Source organism: Sporosarcina sp. FA9 (assembly GCF_051550205.1).
Taxonomy (GTDB): Bacteria; Bacillota; Bacilli; order Bacillales_A; family Planococcaceae; genus Sporosarcina.
In genome coordinates this window covers 2,440,817-2,462,331 of the sequence record NZ_CP188819.1, presented here as the reverse complement: position 1 = coordinate 2,462,331, position 21,515 = coordinate 2,440,817, and the positions used below count along the sequence as shown (strand labels likewise).

Below are 21,515 nucleotides of genomic sequence, written 5' to 3'. Positions count from 1 at the left end.
TTTAGAAGGGAAGAGATGAAGTTGATTGCAGAGTTTTTAAGAAATTCGAATTATACCGTTGTATATACAGGCGCGGGTATGTCTACCGAAAGTGGATTACCCGATTTTCGATCTAAAAACACAGGACTTTGGGAGAATGTAGACCCTACACTTATTGCTAGCGTGGACTCGATGAATCGTGACGTTGAACGGTTTTTCCAGTTTTATCGTGAAAGAGTATTGGGTGTAAAAGATTGTTTACCACATAGAGGGCATGAATTATTAGTGGAGTGGGAAAAAGCAGGTCTTATTGACAGCATCATTACTCAAAATGTGGATGGATTTCATTACAGAGCTGGATCGAAAAATGTAATGGAATTGCACGGCACGTTGCAAACGGTACATTGTCAACAATGTGGTTTGGAATTTAGTAGTGAAAAGTATGAAACAAATCATTTTTATTGTACATGTGGTGGTAAACTTAGACCTTCTGTAGTTCTATTTGGCGAAGGACTTCCTGAAGAACCTTTTGTAAAGGCAATTGAGGAGAGCGAAAAAGCAGATTTATTTATTGTGTTAGGATCTTCGTTGACCGTTACGCCAGCTAATCAGTTTCCACTTCTAGCGAAAGAACGAGGTGCGAAACTTGTTATCGTGAATTTAGAACCAACAGATTTTGATGATTACGCTGATCTTGTTATAAATGATCGAAAAATAGGCGAGTTATTAATAGAAATAAATAAAAAGCTTATGTAATGGAAGTATGATAGAAACTAGAAAAAACCTTCAACATTTATTAGTTGAAGGTTTTTTCTATATATTATTAAGTGAAAGCCATCTTTTCCAGTATGAATATCAAATGTGAGGGATTTAATAATCGTCATTCCATATGCCGCACCTGTAAATGAATAGACAATAAGATATAGAAAAAGGCTACTTCAGTGACATGAAATGTCGTTCCATGTATTATTTAATTATGAAGAAAACTGAAGGAGGGATCCTATGACGGTACACAATAAAGCAGCTGTTAACGATAAAAGGTTTTGGAACAAGATGAGGGATTATGGAAAAAGAGCGGGAAGAAAGACTGCTTATTACAGTTTACTACTCTTTTATACTGCAAAAAGTCCGGGTGTGCCAAAGTCCTCAAAACTGATTATTGTTGGAGCACTAAGCTACTTGATATTCCCAATAGATTTGATTCCAGATTTTATACCCGTCATTGGGCTTGCTGATGATGCGACTGTAGTTGCAGCGGCCGTATATAAAGTGATTTCACATATTGATGATTCCGTCAAAAGTAAAGCTTCGCAAAAAGTAACAAAACTTCTTGGTGAGGATGTCAAATGAACGAATACTTCAATTTCAGAAATAAATAGAACAGTAATCCATCTAAATCTTTATATTTAGATGGATTACTGTTCTTATATTTTAGAATCATTTTTTTTACGTAAGATTTTTGTCGACTTCTGGTACTTCACGAATTACGACTTCCCAACTAGTACCAGTCCGTACACGGTAAGCGTCCGCAAAGGATCCTTGGTTGATTGCGATGCCCATATTATCAAGTGAATTCACATATAATAAAGGTTCACCAATATGTGAATCAGCAAAGGATCGGCCATATTTCAAAATGCTTTTGTAAATTATTCTTCCATCCCTAGTAATGGAAACTTCAAAAGGATCTCCGAAGTTCTTGGCAATTTCCCTGAATTGTACCCGGCTAATATTTGTCCAAAGATTGCCAAACGGTTTATCAATAATGTCTATAATACCCGTTATTACTTCGTTGATTAAGGATGCGCTTTTTAATGGAAGTTCGATAAGTGTGCTTGGGTGGACAGCAGGACCTATAGCTTCAAATTCAATTATGCGACTAGCAAGCCGGGCACCAGTATATGCGAAAATATCTCGACCATGAAAAGTATGAGATTCACCCGATTTTGGGAGTCGATTAATCGTTTCATCGATTATGCGTACTTCCGTAATTTCGACAAATTCTTTAATATGCGTAAGAGTTCCGTTGTCTGGGGTGATGATGTAGTGATTGTTAATTGTTTTTGCTACAATGCTTCTTCTATTTGAACCAACCCCTGGATCCACAATAGAGACGAACACAGTTCCACTTGGCCAATAGCCAATTGTTTGTAGTAAACGATAAGATGCTTCTCGAATATTGTATTGTGGGATTTGATGTGTAATTTCAAAAATAGGAATCCCTAGTTTTACTGAATTGGCTACTCCGTGCATCGCACTCACTGCACCATCACTGTTTCCAAAATCTGATTGAAAAACCAATAATCCATTTGTCATTAAAAACGCACTCCTTTTATCTGCAATTTTTAAAAACTCAATCCAAGCCAATTAGTCGACTAACAACATATTCTCACCTTTATATACAGATGCAAACAATTTACATGAAATTTTTTGATTAGTCAATTCTCTATATTGTTCTTCGCTTTTCGTGGACTTTTGTGGTAATATTTATCTTTAGTATAGAAGAGGACGTGAAGTTGATATGATAACAATTAAAATACCACAACCCGATATAACAATTGAACAACGTGAACAAAAGATGAGTGCAACTGAAGCACCCATTAAGCCGTTTTTTGGTTTTGTTGATCTCCATGAAATCCCCCGTGATAAAGGCGGTATAATCTTGTTTTACAACAAGAAAAACGAACTTTTATTTGTTGGAAAAGCACGTAAAGTACGTCAACGTGTAAAAAAACATTTTGAAGACGCTGTTTCACCGATCAAAAATCACCGAGACGAAGTAAATAAAATTTCCGTGATCATCGTAGAAGATCCAATGGAACGGGAAATTTATGAAACGTATATTATTAATGCGGAACGTGCGAAGTATAATGTAGACAAAGTATTTTTCGAATAAAAGTAAAAGCCGACTGCCCTGTGCAATCGGCTTTTTTTTTATTCATTTTAAGTCGAATGTCCTGTAGAGTAGTAAGAAAGAGTATTAAAAAGGGGGAGTTTGGAATTGAAGATTTTTCATACGGCCGATTGGCATTTAGGTAAACTCGTTCAAGGGGTTTATATGACAGAGGGGCAGCGCTATATATTAAATCAATTTATTGAAATCGTGAAGGAAGAACGTCCCGATGCAATCATAATCGCTGGAGATTTATATGACCGAGCTGTTCCACCAACAGAGGCTGTGGCCCTGCTTGATGAAGTTCTTGAAGAAATCGTTCTCAATTTAAAAATTCCCGTACTTGCAATCGGAGGCAATCACGACAGTCCAGGGCGTCTTAATTTCGCAAGGAGCTTAATGGAAGCGAACGGATGCTATATTGTGGGGCAGATGACTAAAGAAATAAAACCGGTCATACTAAATGATGCATTTGGTGAGGTACATTTCCATCTAGTACCTTTTGCGGATCCTTCTGTTGTTAAACATCTACACGAAGACGAAACAATTTCAAACCATAACGACGCAATGAAAAAAGTGACAGATAGTATTCGAAATACTCTAGATAAAGATGCACGTCATGTATTTGTTGGACATGCATTTGTGACGAAACATGGTGAAAGTGAAGAAAATACAAGTGATTCGGAACGTCCAATAGCGATTGGTGGCGCAGAGTATGTGTCGGCAAATCTTTTTGAGTCCTTCCATTACACAGCACTCGGTCATTTACATCAGGCACATCATGTTCTGAATGAAACGATTCGGTATGCGGGCTCACCTATGAAATACTCTATTTCGGAAGAACATCATAACAAAGGGTTTTTTATCATTGAGATGGACAGGGAAGGGCAAGTCACTGTTGAAAAAAGGGAACTTAATTCGAAACATGATATGAGAACAGTCACGGGAACAATGGAATCCATCTTACAAGAACCAATCAGTGAAGATTATGTTTTCGTGAAATTACTGGATGAAACACCGGTTTTATTTCCGATGGAAAAAGTTCGTTCTGTATATCCGAATGCAATGCATATTGAACGAAAAATACAGATGAACTCTTCGAATGATGAGAAAACAAGGGAATTTAAACAGGAGAAGAAGGATGATTTAACATTGTTTAAATCTTTCTACGAAGAGATGATAGGCGAAGAAGCTGATGCAGAAACACAAACACTTTTCGCTGAAGTCCTTCAAGAAGTGATGAATAAGGGGGAGACTGAGATTTGAAACCACTACAACTTTCAATGACCGCTTTTGGTCCTTATAAAGATACAGAAATAGTAGACTTTACAAAGTTAAAAGACAATCGATTATTCGTTATTTCTGGAGCAACCGGAGCTGGAAAAACAACGATTTTTGACGGAATCTGTTTTGCTTTATATGGACAAGCTAGTGGAGAAGACCGTACAGACATACGTGCAATGCGGAGCGACTTTGCGGATGACAGAGCGCAAACGACAGTGGAACTGGTTTTCCAAATCCACAATCGAACATATCGAATCATGCGACAAATTCCATACACTAAAGAAGGAAATAAAAGCGAAACAATAGCACTTTGTGAGTTTTATGAGCAAACGATAAATGGTGAAATTCCCCTGGTAGATAGACAAATTGTTTCCGAAATAAACAAGAAGGTAGAATCGCTCATTGGATTTACTCAAGCCCAGTTCAGTCAGATTGTTATGCTTCCTCAAGGAGAATTTAGAAAGTTTCTAACTTCAAATACTGAAAACAAAGAAACGATTATGAGGAAAATTTTTAAAACAGAACCTTATCGTGAAATTGCTGAGATATTGAAGGGAAAAAGGATTGAAGCGCAAGATAAGCTTACAAGTGAAATGCGAACGCAAGATGGGTTTATTCATCAAATTACTGCTGTTTTACCTCAACGTGAATCAAAGCTATTTGAAACGCTTTCTAGCGAACATTATAATGTCAATCAAGTCCTTCATGGTTTGGACGAGGAGTATAATTACTACTTAGATAAAACAGTTTCTGATCGGGTGAACTATAATTTAAATGTAAAAATACATGCTGAAAAACTCTCCCTATATCATTCTTCGAAAAGTTTAAATGAACGATTTTTGGAGAAGGAACAAAAAGAATTGCTGTTCAATGAGCTGTCGAAAGAGATTCCGATTATAGAACAAAAAGAACATCAGTTAACTGAAGCGGAACGGGCGGCCTCTATTGAAGAAATTGAAAAGCAGTTTAATGAAATGAAAATAGAAGTGAAAACCAAGTCTGAACTCCTGGAAAAAGCGACAAAATACGAGGAAATTGCTACTGAAAAAATGAAGCAGACCAAACTTCGTTTTATAGCGGAGGAAAACAGGAAAACAGAACGTGATCAAGTTACGGAAACGTTAATTCGTTTAAAGGATCATTTGCCGACTGTATCCGAACTCGCAACAAAGAAAGAACAGATTACATTAATGAAAGACACTATTCATAAAATGGATGAAGAGTATAATGTTCTATCTGAACATACAATCTTGCAAGAAAATAAATTAGATGACTTACTACTGAAAATTGATTCACTTGATGAGAAAATGGTTTCATTCGACGATCAAGTACAATTATTAAGCGAAACAGCTCATAAATGTAAGGTTTTAGATGAACTGAAAAGTCGTCAAAAGCAAGTTGCAAACTTAGAATTGGCGATGGTAAATAAGGAAATCCTATATAATACACACAAAAATGAATACAGTGAATTAGAAAAAATTTGGTTGAATAACCAAGCGACAATGCTGGCTGAGTCCCTTCATGAAGGCCAGGCGTGTCCGGTTTGTGGAAGTCTGGATCATCCCGAAAAATCAAAAGGTACTATGGAAACCACAATAACCAGAGCGCAACTAACGAGTGAGAGAAAGATCCTTTCAGATGTTGAGACCGATTACCGGACGTCAGTAGCTAAACTTCAAAGTGCTTCTGAGCAATGGACTGAGAAAATGTCTGAAGTGAATGAACTTAAGATTGATATTGACAGCGAAGAGGAATATGAAACGAACAAAAAGTTGGAAGTTCAAGTTGCCAGGCTTCGAGAAGATCGCCAATCATTAATTGTTTTAAAAGAGAATTTAAAAGCGCTATCGGTTGTGGTCAATAATCTTGTTAGTAAGAAATCAGAACTTGAGCGTTCATTGTACATGCAAAAATCTTCATACGATAATGAATTAATCGTTATGGAATTAATGGTGAAAGGTATTCCTGAGGATGTTCGTATCCTAACTGTTCTTAAAGAACGTATTGTGGCTACTGAGAATAAAAAAGCTGAATTAGATCTTGCATGGGCAACCATTCAGAAAGAAATGGAGGAGACACGGGAGCAACTAAGTAATTCAAAAACCTCTAAAATGCATAGTGAATTGTCGTTTGTTGAAGCAGAAGAGAAAAGTAGGAAATCTGAGTTTAGATATAAAGAAGTGCTGCTGAAATCAGAATTTAATTCAGAAGAAGCCTATCAAAATGCTAAAATGATGGAAAAAGATCGAAGCGCTTTAAAGGCCGAGATTTTTAATTTCAAGCAGCAATTCTATGCATTAAAAGAATCACTATCTGAGCTGGAAAGCTTTCTTGAGGGTAAGGAAAGAACCGATTTAAGTGCTCTTGAGATGCAATTAGACGTTCTAAAAAAAGAATATGAAGCATCGCTAGCCAATTACAATGCCTCTTCGGAATATGAAAAAGCTACACTATTGATGAAAGAAAATATAATTGCGACTAGTGGAAAACTAGTTGATTTGGAACGTGTCTATGGTAAAATCACAGAACTTTATGATGTTGTAAGAGGACAGAACGGTTTAAAATTATCATTTGAACGCTATATACAAATTGAATATTTGGAGCGAATTATCCAATCGGCCAATGAACGCTTGAAAGAAATATCCAACGGTCAATTTGAGTTAGTTCGCAGTGATCGAAAAGAAACGCACGGCAAACAAAGTGGATTGGGTTTAGACGTATATGACGCATACACGGGAGCGGACCGCGATGTGAAAACGTTATCGGGTGGGGAGAAGTTCAATGCTTCACTATGTCTTGCACTTGGTATGGCTGATGTCATTCAAAGCTTCCAAGGGTCTGTAATCATCGATACGATGTTTATCGACGAAGGATTTGGTTCACTCGACGAAGAGTCTTTAAATAAAGCAATCGACACGTTAATTGATCTTCAAAAGTCAGGTCGAATGATCGGTGTGATTTCACATGTTGAGGAATTGAAATCTGCACTACCGGCGATACTTGAGGTAAGAAAGTCTAAAGCAGGTCATAGTCATACTCAGTTTATTATTAAATGAAAATGAAATGCCTACTACTCATTAAGGAGAGTAGTGGGCATTTTTATTATTCAAAACAAATAATAAATTGCATTTTCAATGAAACGCAGTTAATATTATTATTCAGCGATATATTGCATATAGCTATTGTGGATATTCATTACGTTGGAAAGCTTTAAACATCTCAGGGGGAACAATACATATGGAAAAGAAGTTATCATTATCATCATATTTAGTAATTGGTACAATGCTATTCGCTCTGTTTTTTGGTGCTGGAAATTTAATCTTTCCTGCTGAACTTGGCCAATATGCTGGAACAAACTTGTTGCCAGCAATTATTGGATTCTTAATAACAGGTGTCGGGCTTCCTTTCTTAGGGATCTTAGCAATGGGAATTTCGGGGAGTCGTAACTTACAAGATCTTGCGAGTCGTATACATCCGGTCTACGCTATAGTGTTTACATCACTACTTTATTTAACGATTGGACCATTTTTTGCAGCGCCTCGAACAGGTGCAGTCGCATTTGATGTAGGGATTGCTCCATTTATTCCTGAGGGTTCTATGCAAGTCGCATTAGTCATTTTCACATTACTATTTTTTGGTTTAACTTTATGGTTATCTTTAAACCCAGCAAAAATTGTTGATCGTATTGGGAAAATCTTATCACCTGGTATTATCATTCTCCTTTTTATATTGCTCATTATGGTAATCGTAAAACCAATGGGTGAAATTATGCCTCCGCAAGAAGCCTATAAGAACGGCGCATTTATGAAAGGATTTACGGAAGGCTATAACACAATGGATGCACTCGCATCCTTAGTATTTGGAATAATCGTTATTAATGTAATTCGGTCCATGGGTGTAACGAGTAAACGGGGAATATTAGTAGCCACTATAAAGTCTGGAGCAGTTGCTACAAGCTTGTTAGGCATACTTTATATCGGTATTGCTTATCTAGGTGCAACGAGTACAGAGGCATTTGGTTTGTTTGATACAGGAGGTCCCGTACTCAGTAGTGCCTCATCCTATTATTTTGGCATGATAGGTTCGATAATGTTAGCGGTGATTATTACCCTTGCTTGTTTAACGACAAGTATCGGTCTAATGATTGCATGTGGAGAATACTTCCACACAATCCTACCTAACATCAGTTATAAATACTTCGTAACATTTTTTACACTGTTTTGTTTCGTCGTAGCAAACTTTGGATTATCGAACATCATTACGTACTCAATTCCAGTGTTAATGTTTCTATATCCGCTTGCTATTGTCCTGATGTTGCTTACATTTACGTCTCCGCTCTTTTATCATGCTCGTGTGGTATATATTTCTGCAACAGCGGTTGCGTTCGCGATCAGTATAATTGATGGATTTAAAACACTATGCGACTTATTAAAGATTCCGTATTTTAATTGGTTGCAGCCGATAGTTACTTTTTATCAACAAAATTTACCATTATATCATCAAGGGCTTGGTTGGCTTCTTCCAGTACTTGTCATTATGTTAATTACAGCGATATTCGCTCGAATCACGTACCGACCTAAAACTGTATAATTAAAAAATCCGACGCCCTTTATTTTAAGGTGTCGGATTCTTTTCGAAGATTTATAAGTTTTTGAATTCTTCAATTGCACGTAGCCAGTTTTCTCGCATTACGCCAGAAACTTCAGTGCTCTTTCGTTCTTTTATTAATCGAATGATTTCATTATGTTCATCAATAGATCCCACTGTTAATACAATGGAATTATGAAAGAATAAGCGACGAACATGAGCTTGTAAAGAAGCAACCATCCGATGTATATACGGATTATTTGCAGCATTTACAATAACTTGATGAAATTCCTCATCCAATTTCAGCGCCGAAAAATAATCTTTTGAATTCACAGCATTTGCAAATTGTTCATTCAAACCTTCCAGTTCATGAAGCATTTTCTCGCTTTGATGTGGAATGACAAGTTCAGCTGCTAATGCTTGTAAAGCTGCTAGAGGTGGAAGAAGATCTTTAATCGTCTCTTTATGGACCTCAGTAACTTGAGTTGCTTTACCTGGATACATTTTCACGAAACCTTGTACTTCTAAAAGTTGCAGAGATTCCCGGATAGGCGTCCTACTAACACCTAGGGCACTCGCAAGTTCGACATCTACCAATTTTTCACCTGGTTCTAGTGTTCCATCAATTATCCATTGTTGAAGTTGATCGAACGCATTTTCTTTGGCGGTTTGTCGTTTAGGTTTGACGTGATTAATTGGTATTGGCAATGAATTTCACCATCCTATTTAAGTCATTAGTTAAAGTATATAGGATAATGATTTCCAATGATATACAATACATCGCATTAATATATAGTTCTATTTTTAAAGGAATCTACAAAAGGAAAAATCTTCTTTGTAACGAAATATATTGTGTATCCAATCATACAACCAAGTGTATTCAGCCAAAGATCATCTATATCACTGCTTCTCATTTGGGTAAGTTGTATGGTTTCAATGAAGAATGAAATTGTAAACCCGAAAAGTGAGACTTTCCAGAAACGGTTGAATCGTATCCATAGTAAAGGCATCATAAAACCAATGGGCATGAAAATAACTATATTTCCTAAAAAATTGATAACGAGTGGTTGCCAATAATTGAGTACCGCAACGGAGTAATACGTATCATGAAAAACTTGAAAAGGTTTAATGTTGATATTTGTAAAAGAGTTGGCAACGGCAGGGCCCGTGTAAAGAGACGTTAGTATCGTTTGAGAAAACAAAGCAGTTATGAATAAAAGAAAGACTATGACACCAATTTCATGATAGGGGTTAATTGGTTTGTATTTCTTACATTTTACGCAAATGAATCGATAAGCGAGTATAACTGGTAAAGCCACTCCTAAATACGGAAGCATCGCCCCTATATATTCAAAAATCGCAGTCAAAAAATCTCCTCCTCCCCTTCGGACTAAATTTCTCTCTTATACTTTAATGAGACATCCAACTCATTTTCTAAAGCACCATAAGACAATTCTTCATATTGAAAGATGAATCCGCGTGATTCGTAGAAAGGAATACCATAATCATTTTCTTTTGCAACAGCTACCCATTGTTCTGTAGCACCATAAATGTGTTTTTGTATTTTTGTGTAATACGTAAGAAGCCTTGTGCCAATACCTTTTCCACGCATGACAGGGTCCATGTAAAAGACATAAATTTCACCCGTTGTTTGGTTGGTCATTCCACCGCCAATGACTCCGACAATCCTTCCTGAGAGCTCAGCGACGTAATAGCCGTGCCACTCCTCACTAATTGAGACGATTTCCTTCCCGATACGTTCCTCATTGTAATATTGATTAATTAGTTTTTGAATGTATTTTTTCGAAAATAAGTTTTCGTACGTAAACCACTGGCTTGCATGCAGTACACTCACAATCGTTTTGGAATCTTGTTTTGTCGCTAGCCGAATGTTTATTGTATCCACTTAATTCACTCCACTTGATTTGTTACATGAAAGGTATCTCATTGTAACACCTCTGTAATGTTTTACTGATAATCTAATTATAGACTATTATGTAAGGAGCGGAGAATTTGAGAAATGTCTTAATGACACTTATGTTTACAATTGTCCTCTTAATGATTGGTGCAGCTCCGAGTTCCGCAGCACAAATTTTTCAAATGAATAAACTTGAAAAAACAATAGATAATCCAGTATTCATAAACCCCATAGCGAGCATAAATGGATTCGCAAAAATAAATACTGATAAAAGTATGGAATCCCCTTCCTGGTTGACGTCAACCAAAATTTTGAAAAAGCTTACTGTCTCCTCATCCGCGTATACGGCAAATTGCAACGGGTGTACTGGAATAACGGAAACCGGACTAAACTTAAAGAGAAATCCTTCTTTAAAAGTGATTGCTGTTGACCCCAAAGTAATTAAACTTGGGACAAAGGTATATGTAGAAGGGTATGGATATGCAATTGCGGGTGATATTGGTACAGCTATTAAAGGAAATGTTATTGAAGTTTTTATTTCTGACAAGAATAGTGCTTTTAAATGGGGAAAAAAAGAAGTAACTATTACGATATTTGAATAAAGGCGATTGTAAACCAACTTATTGCTAGTTGGTTTTTTGTTGTTTATATATACTTAACACATGAAATGGTAGAGTTTAATGAGGAGGGTGAAAAATATGAAAGGAAAACTAATTATTGGATTGCTTATCGTTGGTATCGTACTATTTGGTTGGATTCAGTTTTATTATTTACCAAAAATGGATGCTGCTGTTGAACAAGAGCAATTGGAACAACTTGAACCAGAAACCCATCAATTTAGTAGGGTCCTCAAATATGAAAATTCATATATGGGTGCAGCTGGAAACACGATAAACCTAATTGTTAATTTACCGATGAGTGAGATTCCGAAAACGTTTGAACAAGATCCTGAGACGTTTCGATTTACAATAAATTATGAAAAAGGTATTGAAGAAATTGGAGCGGCGAGAGTGAAGAAGGCGATTCTTTATAATTCGACAGCTGTTTTTACGCTCATTAAAAATATGGAAACTGTTGAGTTCCATTTTACTGATAAAACATATACCGTAACACGAGAACGGGTGATTAACTGGTTTGGTGAAGACATTTCGCCCTTCATAGATGAACAAGTATTCGAAGAAAAAGTGCAGCAACCTATACTTGAAAATGAACAGCTTACCGAATGGTTTGACGCATATACAGGAGGAGAAAGTTAAATGGATGTATTTATTATTACGGGTGCTTCAAAAGGAATTGGATTTGAACTGTCAAAACAGCTGCAGTCTAAGGATAAAAAAGTTATCGGGATTGCTAGGACAATGCCTAAAGATGAAGAGAATTTTATAACTGTGAATCTTGCAGATACGAGTAAGCTCCATGAACTTATTGTGAATGTGCTCAGTAAATACAGGGAAGAAGCAAGCTCATTTACGCTTATTAATAATGCAGGAATGGTAGACCCAATTGGTTTGGTCGGAGGCATTGAAGCTATGGGAATCGAAGAGGCTATTGCAGTTAATTTGACTGCTCCAATGATTTTATCTAACGCATTTATTGCAGAATTGAAAAATTTCACAGGAACAAAGCGAATCGTAAACATCTCATCTGGGGCCGGTCGCAACGCATACGAAGGCTGGGGAACATATTGCGCAACAAAAGCAGGGCTGGATCATTTCTCTAGGGTTGTAGGACTTGAACAGGCAAATGCTGAATACCCTGTGGATATTGTTTCAATCGCACCTGGGATTATTGATACAGGGATGCAAGAAACGATTCGGGCGACTGAAGAGGATGCATTTCCGCTTCTAAGTCAATTCATTCATTATAAAGACCAGGGTATGCTGAGCAGTGCTGAACAAACCGCACAGAAACTTATTGGGTTTATAGAAAATGAAAACTTTAAAGTAGAAGGTCCCATTGTAGATATTCGTAATTTTTAAATAGTAAAGGTGTCTTACTGAAATTTAAGTAAGACACCTTTTTTGTTTTTAACTCCAGCCTTAAGAGAGTTAGTCCTTTGAATTTGAAATATGTTACAATCATCTTAAAATAATTTTTTGGGGGATGTTTTCAATTGAAAAGCAAGCTAGTTATCCTTATGACAACGTTTTTCTTGACAATCATCTTATTTATATTCTACTTTTTTTACGGAACCCCGTGGGAACTAGTGAATCAAAAAGAGGAATTCAAAGTTTACTTGGAAGATAAGTATAATCAGGAATTCACCATTAAGAAAATGAATCGAAGCTTCTTTCAAAAAACATACCATGCTTCGGCTTACTCGAAAAATAATCCGGAAATGCATTTTAATGTAGGACAAATAAGCTACACGAATGAGATTTATGATGGGTATGACTATGGAATATGGGAAAAAAAAGCAAGTTCTGCATTTGAACCAATACTAATTGAGTTGTTTCCAGACCGTCATAACTATGCTGTCACAATTAATGATTTTACAACAGTTGGATTAAGCAGCGCTGAAGTAATTCATGATTTTAAAGAAGCTGTAATTATTGGCATCGGAATTTCGATGGCTAATACAATCGTTACTGAAGAAAATATAGACTTCGAATTGGGACGCGCATTTAAACTAGTAGAGTTTATTAAAAACGAAAAAATCCCAGTTGCATCATTGAACATTAGTTATGACAATAAAGTTTTAAGAATTGAACAATCGGAGATGAGAAACATTGAAGAAGCTGAAGATGTCGGTCCGTATATTCATTATTATAAATAAATAAATAAATAGAGCTCAAAGTCTGAAGAACTTTGTGCTCTATTAAATAGGGTTTATTCGACTCGTCTTGGCGTTGTAAAGCTTCTCATTTTTTCAAGGGCAATGAGAAATGGAGGATTTTTACGTTGATTTATAAGTTCATATCGAATGACGTGAACATCGCGTTGATGTAAATTCTTTACAAAGTCCAGTAAAGCATCACGTTCAATATCTCCACCTATATGTCCATCATAAACAGTAATGGTCACAATACCTCCAACTTTCAACATACCAAGAATACGTTCTACCGCTTTTATAGTAGAATCGGGTTCAGTGATAATCGATAAGTCCTCGCCATATGGCAAGTACCCAAGATTAAACATCGCACCGCCAACTTCTCCAGTAATATACTTTTGAACGTTTGCATGGCTGTCCAATATCAACGTCACTCTTTCATTTAACGAACTAAGTCTATTGTATGTGGAGTCTAGAGCCTGTTGTTGAATATCAAATGCGAAGACATGTCCATTTTCCCCGACATGTTCAGCCAGAAATTCCGTATCATTCCCGTTCCCAGCTGTCGCATCGATTACGATCTCTCCAGCTTCAACAGTTTGACGTAGCAATTCCTTTGAAAGAGGAAGGACGCGAAGTAGTTTCATATTAGTCCGACTTCTTTTTTATAAAACTTTCCTTGCCAACTTCCGCGACGTTCGAGCTCTTTATCAATGCCATTTAAAACTTCCCATTTCGTAACACTCCACATCGGTCCAATCATCAGTTCAATCGGTCCGTCGCCAGTAATTCGGTGGACAATCATTTCAGGTGGTAAAATTTCAAGTTGGTCTACGACGAGATTAATGTATTCATCTTTTTCTAGAAATCGGAGCACACCTTTTTCATATTGTTTTACCATAGGTGTCCCTTTTAATAAATGAAGTAAATGGATTTTAATACCCTGTACATCTAGCTTCGCAACTTCACGTGCAGTTTCCATCATCATGTCATAGTCTTCCATTGGTAAACCATTAATAATATGAGTACAAACTCGAATGCCGTGTTTACGAAGTTTTTCCACGCCTTCTACATACGAAGGAAAGTCGTGTGCCCGGTTCACTAGATTTGCTGTTTTCTCATGAACCGTTTGCAGACCAAGTTCAACCCATAAATATGTACGTTCATTCAACTCAGCTAAATAGTTCACAACGTCTTCGGGAAGACAATCGGGACGAGTAGCAATAGAAATACCCATAACACCTTCTTGTGCAAGTGCTGCTTCAAACTTTTCTTTTAATTTCGCAAGAGGGGCGTGAGTGTTTGTGTAAGCTTGAAAATAGGCCATTGGCTTACCATCTTTCCACTTCTTATGCATCTTTGCTTTAATTTCGGCAAACTGAACATCGATAGGATCAACACGGTCTCCTGCAAAGTCACCTGAGCCCGCGACGCTACAAAATGTACAGCCTCCGAATGCGACAGTGCCGTCACGATTTGGACAGTCAAACCCTGCATCTAATGCTACTTTGAACACTTTAAAACCAAATTCATCTTTTAAGTGGCGTGACCACGTGTGATAGCGTTTTCCCTCAGTGGGAAATGGAAATGCTTGTTCTTTCATTTTATTCACTCCTCTAGAACAATATTGTATCATGTTTCTCGAAATTTATAATTTTGTACAACTAGCAATAATCCATTTCACCTTGTTGAAAGGTTAATAAAAGCATACAATCAATCTAATCATTCGAAGTAGTGGGGGACATATTATGCCGAAGACAGTATGGTTGCTGATTATTGGAATGTTCATAAACGTTGTGGGGAATTCCTTTTTATGGCCATTAAATACAATATATATACACGATTATCTTGGTAAATCATTATCCGTCGCTGGCCTCGTTTTAATGGCAAACGCAGCAGCAGGGGTCGTTGGTAACTTACTTGGTGGAATTTTATTCGACCGTATCGGAGGATATAAATCGATTGTCTGGGGAACGTTCATTTCCCTTGTCGCTTTAGCATTTCTAATTTTCTGGCATGATTGGCCACAGTATGTTTTCTTTTTAACAATTCTTGGATTCAGTGGTGGAATCGTTTTTCCGAGCATGTATGCAATGGTCGGTTCACTATGGCCTGAAGGTGGAAGGAAAGCGTTCAATTCAATTTATCTCGCCCAAAATGCAGGAGTTGCAATTGGTCCTGCACTGGCAGGTTTGGTTGCATCCATTAATATAAACTATATCTTTTCGGCGAATCTATTCTTTTACCTTATCTTCTTTTTTATTGCAGTTTTTGGTTATAAAAAAATAAGCAACTCGCCAACCCAACATACATCTGTATTTAAAGAGAAAAAAAGAATTCATAATAAAGCACCGTTTTATGCTTTGTTAATCATTTCCGCGGGATATTTAATCACTTGGCTCATATACACTCAGTGGGCTACAACAATTTCCACGCATTCTCTTTCTCTCGGTATTAGTTTAAAACAATATAGTTTACTCTGGACGATTAATGGCGTTTTAATTATAATCGGTCAGCCACTAATTAAACCGATTATTAAGCGTCTAGAACATCGAATAAAAACCCAAATGCTAGTAGGGATCGTTATATTCGGTGCATCATTTATAGTCATTGCGTATGCTGGGAACTTTAAAATGTTTGTCGTTTCAATGGTGATTTTAACATTTGGAGAAATGTTTCTCTGGCCAGCAATTCCGACATTGGCAGATCAACTTTCACCAAAAGGTAGAGAAGGATTCTATCAAGGGATTGTCAACAGTGCATCAACAATTGGAAAGATGATTGGACCTTTTGCAGGCGGTGTTCTTACAGAGTTATACGGAATCCAAGTAATGATTTTAATACTTACTGCTTTAATGGTGATTCCGATAGCAACTACTTTTTTCTACGATCGTCCGCTCAAAAAAACGGGTTATAAACTTGAAAAACATTAATGGGGATTCTTTTGTGAGGATTGGATCAGACGAAATCTTCACATACCATTGCATGATTCAACTTACTTTGATTTAATTAAAAGGAAGAGGAAGAAGAATCGGAAGTATAAAGGGGGATATAAAATGAAACCAATTTATTCAACTGCAAAAGATGCAATCGCAGATATCCAAGATGGTGCAACAATTATGGTAGGGGGTTTCGGACTTGTCGGGATTCCTGAACAATTAATTTTGGCTCTCGTTGAAAAAGGTGTGAAAGATTTAACCGTAATTTCAAATAATTGTGGTGTTGATGAATGGGGACTTGGCCTTTTACTAAAAGATAAACAAATAAAGAAAATGATTGGTTCATATGTGGGTGAAAATAAAGAGTTTGAACGTCAAGTACTTTCGGGAGAAATTGAAGTTGAACTCACGCCACAAGGGACGCTTGCTGAAAAAATCCGTGCTGGTGGTGCCGGAATTCCAGCATTCTACACGCCAGCTGGAGTTGGTACTACTGTCGCAGATGGCAAAGAAATTCGAGTTTTTGATGGTAAAGAATACGTTCTTGAGGAAGCTCTTCGTGCAGACTTCTCTCTAATTCGTGCATCAAAAGCGGATAAATTCGGAAATTTAATTTACAATAAAACAGCACAGAACTTCAATCCTATGATGGCTGCGGCGGGTAAAATTACAATTGCTGAAGTAGAAGAAATCGTTGAAACAGGAGATTTGGATCCACAGATGATCCATACACCAAGCATTTATGTTCAAGGACTTCTGCAGGCAAAACAAGAAAAACGAATCGAACGTTTAACAACAAGTTAATTTAATGGAGGGGAAACTTTAAGATGACAAAAGTGAATTATAGAGAAAGAATCGCGAGACGAGCTGAAAAAGAAATTGAGGACGGTAATTATGTAAACCTTGGAATTGGAATGCCAACTCTCGTTGCAAACTATATTTCAGACGATAAAACAGTCGTCCTTCAATCTGAAAATGGACTTCTTGGGATTGGACCTTATCCAACAGAAGATGAGGTAGATCCTGATCTTATCAATGCTGGAAAGGAAACAGTCACGTCTATACCTGGTTCCGCTTATTTTACGAGTGCTGAATCGTTTGCAATGATTCGTGGTGGACATGTCGATGTAGCAATTCTAGGTGCTATGGAAGTTTCAGAAAAAGGGGATCTTGCCAACTGGATGATTCCTGGAAAGATGATTAAAGGTATGGGAGGTGCGATGGATTTAGTTCATGGCGCTCGAAAAATCATCGTCATTATGGACCATGTTGCAAAAGACGGTTCCGCTAAAATTAAAAAAGAATGCTCTCTTCCTTTAACAGGAAAAAATGTTGTGCATAAAATTATTACAGAACGTGCGCTGATTGAAGTTACACCTAAAGGACTTGAGTTAAAAGAGGTTTTTGAAGGATTTACGGTACAGGAAGTCATTGACTCTACTGAAGCACATTTGATTGTGGAAAATGTTATTGAAGGGGTCAATTAATAGTTGTTAAAATTGTGTATATCGGGTAGACCGTAAATAACAGCTTTAGCATTGAAAAGAATTAGTAATCTTAAATTTCACTTGTAGAGAACCGACGAAATGTGAAAGTCGGTAGGGTAATCCGATGAACTCCTCTTATATGAACTACTTAGTAATCTGTTCCGTTTTCCGCGTTAAGGAGTCAAGTTGGGTGACACCGTGGCGGAATCTAGATATTCTCGTCCCTCATTTATTAGGGGACGGGATTTTTTTCGATCAAATTGGCGGATTCTTGTCTCGCTAATCGCTATGCTGTGTTTTGGCCAGAGTGCGGTAGAAGCGCGTTAACTCCACTTAACTTTCATAAAACTTAGGAATCGCAATCGTGTCAGTACATGCGGGACTGGTTGAATCGGAAATATTAATTACATGTACTTGGTAGAATTAGTCTTTTATATCATTTTCTAACTTTTCAATATTACTCGTATCATGTCTAAAATTAAATAGTATTCCCCCAAACACTCCCTCCTTATCATCTACTGCTAAATAACAGCTTATCGCTTGCTCTTTTTTTCCATATCAAACTTTCCAATTTGTCTATCTGGCATCTATAACCAAATTCATCTTTCAAATGACGTGAGCATGTATGATAACGTTTCCCTTCATTTGGGAATGGGAAAGTCTGTTTGTCCATTTTTATTCACTCTTTTAAATGAGTATTGTATCACGTTTCAAGGAAGTTGTATGATCAGGGTAATTATCTGGTTTTTTTATTTGGGAAAAATCGAGTGCAATCATTAATATTAGTTTGGCAGCCGATTCTAGCACTAATTTTTGAAAAAACAAAAAAATTACTTAAGACCCATATTCCATTTTATCGGATTGAATTCCGGATACTTGGACGATGTATTTATTGTATTTAAAAGGTTGTACTGAATTTTCTGGAAATAGTCCGAAGTATCGGACTATTATTAAATAGTTGTTGATAAAACGTGGTAAAATAGGGTTTGCATTATAAATAAGAGTCTGTTTGAATGAATGAAAGCGCTTTATTAATGTTAAAGAGAAATTAACAAACCGGTTTAACTTCTGCAGAAGAGGCTGGTCTTTGTCACAAGCTATATGGCAGGGTTTACCGGTTTTATCATGGCGTGGTATTTAATGTCTCTTCTGGGAGCTATTTTCGGTAAAGTAATGGAAGACAGTGGTGCTGCAGATGCGGTTGCCAAATGGACTGTAGATAAACTGGGTAAGAAATATGCTGTATACCGAAAGGGGGTTAAAAGATCTTACGATTATTTAAAAATAGACAAATCAAAAAAAATGGTATTACTGGAAAGGCGATTGTTATTGATGGTGGTACATGTCCAATAAGAAAGAGTATTAGTAAACGGTATTTCTCTTTAATTACGCTGGTTTTATCAATAGATTAACTTTGGGTTTATTAAAAAGAGGAGGGAATTATTTTGAAAAAATCAAGTGCAATCTTTCTAGTGGGTTTAATGTTATTATTTACAATTTTGGCTGGATGTAGTCCGAAGGTAAAAGAAACAAATTCTGCAGGTAATAGTAATCAAGGGAATTCTTCAGATAAGAAGTCCTTTAACATAGGTTTAGCTATTTCTATGTCGGGTGGAACAGCTCTATTTGGTGAAGGAGTAAAAAGAGGTGTGGACCTAGCTGTTAAAGAGTTTAACGATTCTGGCGGCTTTGAAGGACAAAATGCAAATCTAGTCCTATATGATGATGAAGCTAAACCAGAAAAGTCTGTCGAGATTGTTCAGAAATTAATTAATCAAGATAAAATTGTAGCCTTAGTTGGACCAGCTAACTCTGGGAATGCCATGGCCCACATTCAATTTACTCAAGAGGCAAAAATTCCTGAAGTTGTACCAGTAGCTACAGGTACACAAATCACACAAGAGTATAAAGATGCTGATAAAAACTATATTTTCCGTGTGGCTCCTCTTGATGGGGTTCAAGTGTCCGCTATTTTAAAAGAGCTTATCGATAAACAAGGACTTACGAAACTTGGTGTCATCCATGATACGGAAGGGTACGGGCAAGGTGGAAAAGAAGATATTGTTAAGCAAATGAAGGAAAATTACAATATGGATCCGACTGTTATTTCAGCTTTTGACCCAAAGGAATTGAATCTAGAGCCTTCTATTCGTGCAATGAATAATGCAGGGGTGGAAGCAGTTATCTTCTACGGGCTTGCACCACAGTCAGCAAAGTTACTTGAAGCTCGTTTCAATGAAGGGTTGAATTCTCCTATTTACGCGACTTGGGCTACAGGTGACCCTACTGTTTTAAATCTAGTTGGAGATCTTGTGAAGGGTGATCTATTCTTTGTACAGTCATTTACGATTGATCAAAATGAAGTAGCAAAAAATTTCCATAAAAAAGTAATAGATATGTATGGTGAAGACGTATTCCCAATTGCCACGGCACAAGGATATGACAGTGCAAAACTTATCTTAGATGCTATAAAAAGGGTTGGTATAAATAGTGAGAAAATTCGTGATCAAATTGAATCCTTTACGGACTTTGAAGGTGTAACAGCAATTAAATCAGTACCTTTCACTAAGGATAACCATGAAGCATTTGGTATTGACGAAGTATTCATTGCAAAATATAACGATGAATTACAAATTGTCGCTGCAGAGTAATAGAGTCATCATATAAATCTATTAACTGGTGAAAAGGGTAAGTCTATATGAGATTTCCCTTTTCACGATTGCTTTTTTTGTAGCATAATAACACAAGGAGGCCTTTGCTTTGGAATTAACAGATATATTAAAAGCCCTTATTAATGGGCTAGTATATGGAAGCGTTTATGCGATTATTGCCCAGGGCTACTATATTACTTTTATTACGACAAAAACTTTGAACTTTGGTCAAGGTGACTTCGTCATGCTTGGTTCACTTATAGGATTATCCACCTTTATGACAATAACTGCTTTAGGTGGAGGTGTTTGGATTGCCTTTATAGGATCACTACTATTGGTTATAGTCATACTGGGTATTTGTGGTTGGGGATTGGAACAAGTCGCGATTCGTCCGTTAAAAAGCTGGCATTCCATTGGTTGGATTTTAAGTACTGTGGCCGTTTCTATGATTGTGAGAAACGTAGCTATGCTTATATGGGGAAGAGATGTTTTAATGGCGCCATCTCCATTTGGACGCGCTATTTTAGATTTGGGTATATTGAAAATCCGCTATCATGATATTTTTGTACTAGTTAGTGCTGCAGTTATTATGTTACTTTTATATGCCTTCTTAAAGAAATCATTATTTGGAAAGGCGCTTGAAGCTGTTGCCTTTAATAAAGATGCTGCTTCATTAATGGGAATCAATCCTCGATTAATGGCTTCCATTGCTTTTATAATTGCAGGGGTCCTAGCAGGAGTAGGTGGCGTTTTAGTCGGGCCTATGGTACATCCAGGTGCATTTATTGGTCTTTTCCTAGGATTAAAAGCATTTGCGGTTGCAATTATTGGTGGTATCGAGAATCCACGAGGCATTTTTATCGGAGGACTTTTACTAGGTGTATTAGAAAATCTCTTTACTTTAGTTAGTACATCCATGAAAGAAGCTGCTGCGTTCTTTTTAATTCTCGTCGTTTTAGCAGTCTTTCCACAGGGGTTATTTGGAAAACGAGTAAAGGAGAAATTCTAAT

20 protein-coding genes and 2 pseudogenes are annotated in these 21,515 nt (G+C 36.9%); 16 read left to right on the top strand and 6 right to left on the bottom strand.

Annotated features, from left to right (window positions below):
• Positions 1–21: 21 nt before the first annotated feature.
• Entirely contained in the window at positions 22–735 is a 714-nt protein-coding gene (locus ACP8HH_RS12250) for an NAD-dependent deacylase (RefSeq protein WP_438319156.1), read from the top strand.
• 246 nt (positions 736–981) lie between these two features.
• Positions 982–1,329 carry a YkvA family protein gene (locus tag ACP8HH_RS12245; protein ID WP_438311679.1) on the top strand — a complete coding sequence of 116 codons (348 nt, stop codon included), beginning with the start codon at positions 982–984 and terminating at the stop codon, positions 1,327–1,329.
• A gap of 96 nt (positions 1,330–1,425) precedes the next feature.
• On the opposite strand, the gene ACP8HH_RS12240 is transcribed toward ACP8HH_RS12245, so the two are convergent.
• Positions 1,426–2,292 (bottom strand): SAM hydrolase/SAM-dependent halogenase family protein, encoded by an 867-nt coding sequence (locus ACP8HH_RS12240; protein WP_438311676.1) that lies wholly within the window; start codon positions 2,290–2,292, stop codon positions 1,426–1,428.
• Between the two features lie 205 nt (positions 2,293–2,497).
• Here ACP8HH_RS12240 and ACP8HH_RS12235 point away from each other — a divergent pair, with 205 nt between their 5' ends.
• The 4 genes from ACP8HH_RS12235 (at position 2,498) to brnQ (ending at position 8,743) form a co-directional block, all read left to right on the top strand.
• On the top strand, positions 2,498–2,872 hold the full coding sequence (locus ACP8HH_RS12235; RefSeq protein ID WP_438311674.1) for a nucleotide excision repair endonuclease: 375 nt from the start codon (positions 2,498–2,500) through the stop codon (positions 2,870–2,872).
• Between the two features lie 105 nt (positions 2,873–2,977).
• Entirely contained in the window at positions 2,978–4,135 is a 1,158-nt protein-coding gene (locus ACP8HH_RS12230) for an exonuclease SbcCD subunit D (RefSeq protein WP_438311673.1), read from the top strand.
• On the top strand, positions 4,132–7,209 hold the full coding sequence (locus ACP8HH_RS12225) for an AAA family ATPase (protein WP_438311671.1): 3,078 nt from the start codon (positions 4,132–4,134) through the stop codon (positions 7,207–7,209). The genes ACP8HH_RS12230 and ACP8HH_RS12225 overlap by 4 nt, the downstream gene beginning before the upstream one ends.
• A gap of 181 nt (positions 7,210–7,390) precedes the next feature.
• Complete coding sequence (gene brnQ / locus ACP8HH_RS12220; protein ID WP_438311669.1) at positions 7,391–8,743, top strand: branched-chain amino acid transport system II carrier protein; 1,353 nt, start codon at positions 7,391–7,393, stop codon at positions 8,741–8,743.
• Positions 8,744–8,794: 51 nt separating this feature from the next.
• On the opposite strand, the gene ACP8HH_RS12215 is transcribed toward brnQ, so the two are convergent.
• The 3 genes from ACP8HH_RS12215 to ACP8HH_RS12205 all read right to left on the bottom strand — a co-directional run bounded on the left by ACP8HH_RS12215 (position 8,795) and on the right by ACP8HH_RS12205 (position 10,646).
• Entirely contained in the window at positions 8,795–9,448 is a 654-nt protein-coding gene (locus ACP8HH_RS12215) for a GntR family transcriptional regulator (RefSeq protein ID WP_438311667.1), read from the bottom strand.
• A gap of 77 nt (positions 9,449–9,525) precedes the next feature.
• Complete coding sequence (locus ACP8HH_RS12210; RefSeq protein WP_438311665.1) at positions 9,526–10,107, bottom strand: VanZ family protein; 582 nt, start codon at positions 10,105–10,107, stop codon at positions 9,526–9,528.
• Between the two features lie 23 nt (positions 10,108–10,130).
• Positions 10,131–10,646 (bottom strand): GNAT family N-acetyltransferase, encoded by a 516-nt coding sequence (locus tag ACP8HH_RS12205; protein ID WP_438311663.1) that lies wholly within the window; start codon positions 10,644–10,646, stop codon positions 10,131–10,133.
• A 248-nt stretch (positions 10,647–10,894) separates the two neighbouring features.
• Here ACP8HH_RS12205 and ACP8HH_RS12200 point away from each other — a divergent pair.
• The 4 genes and pseudogenes from ACP8HH_RS12200 to ACP8HH_RS12185 all read left to right on the top strand — a co-directional run.
• Positions 10,895–11,260 (top strand): annotated as a pseudogene (locus ACP8HH_RS12200) (3D domain-containing protein); the annotation flags it as partial.
• Between the two features lie 96 nt (positions 11,261–11,356).
• Positions 11,357–11,914, top strand: a complete 558-nt coding sequence (locus ACP8HH_RS12195) for a DUF4825 domain-containing protein (protein WP_438311661.1) — start codon at positions 11,357–11,359, stop codon at positions 11,912–11,914.
• On the top strand, positions 11,915–12,637 hold the full coding sequence (locus tag ACP8HH_RS12190) for an SDR family NAD(P)-dependent oxidoreductase (protein ID WP_438311658.1): 723 nt from the start codon (positions 11,915–11,917) through the stop codon (positions 12,635–12,637).
• Between the two features lie 134 nt (positions 12,638–12,771).
• Complete coding sequence (locus ACP8HH_RS12185) at positions 12,772–13,434, top strand: hypothetical protein (protein WP_438311656.1); 663 nt, start codon at positions 12,772–12,774, stop codon at positions 13,432–13,434.
• Between the two features lie 53 nt (positions 13,435–13,487).
• On the opposite strand, the gene ACP8HH_RS12180 is transcribed toward ACP8HH_RS12185, so the two are convergent.
• Complete coding sequence (locus ACP8HH_RS12180; RefSeq protein ID WP_438311654.1) at positions 13,488–14,075, bottom strand: class I SAM-dependent methyltransferase; 588 nt, start codon at positions 14,073–14,075, stop codon at positions 13,488–13,490.
• A complete protein-coding gene (locus ACP8HH_RS12175; protein ID WP_438311652.1) occupies positions 14,072–15,031 on the bottom strand; it encodes a TIGR01212 family radical SAM protein in 960 nt (319 codons plus the stop codon). Before ACP8HH_RS12175 ends, ACP8HH_RS12180 begins: the two co-directional genes overlap by 4 nt.
• A 145-nt stretch (positions 15,032–15,176) precedes the next feature.
• Between ACP8HH_RS12175 and ACP8HH_RS12170 the strand changes: the two genes are divergently transcribed.
• The 6 genes and pseudogenes from ACP8HH_RS12170 (at position 15,177) to ACP8HH_RS12145 (ending at position 21,514) form a co-directional block, all read left to right on the top strand.
• Positions 15,177–16,361 (top strand): MDR family MFS transporter, encoded by a 1,185-nt coding sequence (locus tag ACP8HH_RS12170; RefSeq protein WP_438311649.1) that lies wholly within the window; start codon positions 15,177–15,179, stop codon positions 16,359–16,361.
• A gap of 123 nt (positions 16,362–16,484) precedes the next feature.
• Positions 16,485–17,171, top strand: a complete 687-nt coding sequence (locus ACP8HH_RS12165; RefSeq protein ID WP_438311647.1) for a CoA transferase subunit A — start codon at positions 16,485–16,487, stop codon at positions 17,169–17,171.
• A 23-nt stretch (positions 17,172–17,194) separates the two neighbouring features.
• Complete coding sequence (locus tag ACP8HH_RS12160; protein ID WP_438311646.1) at positions 17,195–17,854, top strand: 3-oxoacid CoA-transferase subunit B; 660 nt, start codon at positions 17,195–17,197, stop codon at positions 17,852–17,854.
• Between the two features lie 1,086 nt (positions 17,855–18,940).
• Positions 18,941–19,099, top strand: a pseudogene (locus ACP8HH_RS12155) (GntT/GntP/DsdX family permease); the annotation flags it as partial.
• A 200-nt stretch (positions 19,100–19,299) separates the two neighbouring features.
• On the top strand, positions 19,300–20,505 hold the full coding sequence (locus tag ACP8HH_RS12150; protein ID WP_438311644.1) for an ABC transporter substrate-binding protein: 1,206 nt from the start codon (positions 19,300–19,302) through the stop codon (positions 20,503–20,505).
• A 109-nt stretch (positions 20,506–20,614) separates the two neighbouring features.
• Entirely contained in the window at positions 20,615–21,514 is a 900-nt protein-coding gene (locus tag ACP8HH_RS12145) for a branched-chain amino acid ABC transporter permease (RefSeq protein WP_438311642.1), read from the top strand.
• Position 21,515: the final 1 nt, after the last annotated feature.

What these genes read in the sequence shown, in the direction of transcription:
- ACP8HH_RS12245 (WP_438311679.1), top strand. Translation starts at nt 982, where the DNA reads ATGACGGTACACAATAAAGCAGCTGTTAACGATAAAAGGTTTTGGAAC.
- ACP8HH_RS12240 (WP_438311676.1), bottom strand. Translation starts at nt 2,292, where the DNA reads ATGACAAATGGATTATTGGTTTTTCAATCAGATTTTGGAAACAGTGAT.
- ACP8HH_RS12235 (WP_438311674.1), top strand. Translation starts at nt 2,498, where the DNA reads ATGATAACAATTAAAATACCACAACCCGATATAACAATTGAACAACGT.
- brnQ (WP_438311669.1), top strand. Translation starts at nt 7,391, where the DNA reads ATGGAAAAGAAGTTATCATTATCATCATATTTAGTAATTGGTACAATG.
- ACP8HH_RS12195 (WP_438311661.1), top strand. Translation starts at nt 11,357, where the DNA reads ATGAAAGGAAAACTAATTATTGGATTGCTTATCGTTGGTATCGTACTA.
- ACP8HH_RS12190 (WP_438311658.1), top strand. Translation starts at nt 11,915, where the DNA reads ATGGATGTATTTATTATTACGGGTGCTTCAAAAGGAATTGGATTTGAA.
- ACP8HH_RS12180 (WP_438311654.1), bottom strand. Translation starts at nt 14,075, where the DNA reads ATGAAACTACTTCGCGTCCTTCCTCTTTCAAAGGAATTGCTACGTCAA.
- ACP8HH_RS12175 (WP_438311652.1), bottom strand. Translation starts at nt 15,031, where the DNA reads ATGAAAGAACAAGCATTTCCATTTCCCACTGAGGGAAAACGCTATCAC.
- ACP8HH_RS12170 (WP_438311649.1), top strand. Translation starts at nt 15,177, where the DNA reads ATGCCGAAGACAGTATGGTTGCTGATTATTGGAATGTTCATAAACGTT.
- ACP8HH_RS12165 (WP_438311647.1), top strand. Translation starts at nt 16,485, where the DNA reads ATGAAACCAATTTATTCAACTGCAAAAGATGCAATCGCAGATATCCAA.
- ACP8HH_RS12160 (WP_438311646.1), top strand. Translation starts at nt 17,195, where the DNA reads ATGACAAAAGTGAATTATAGAGAAAGAATCGCGAGACGAGCTGAAAAA.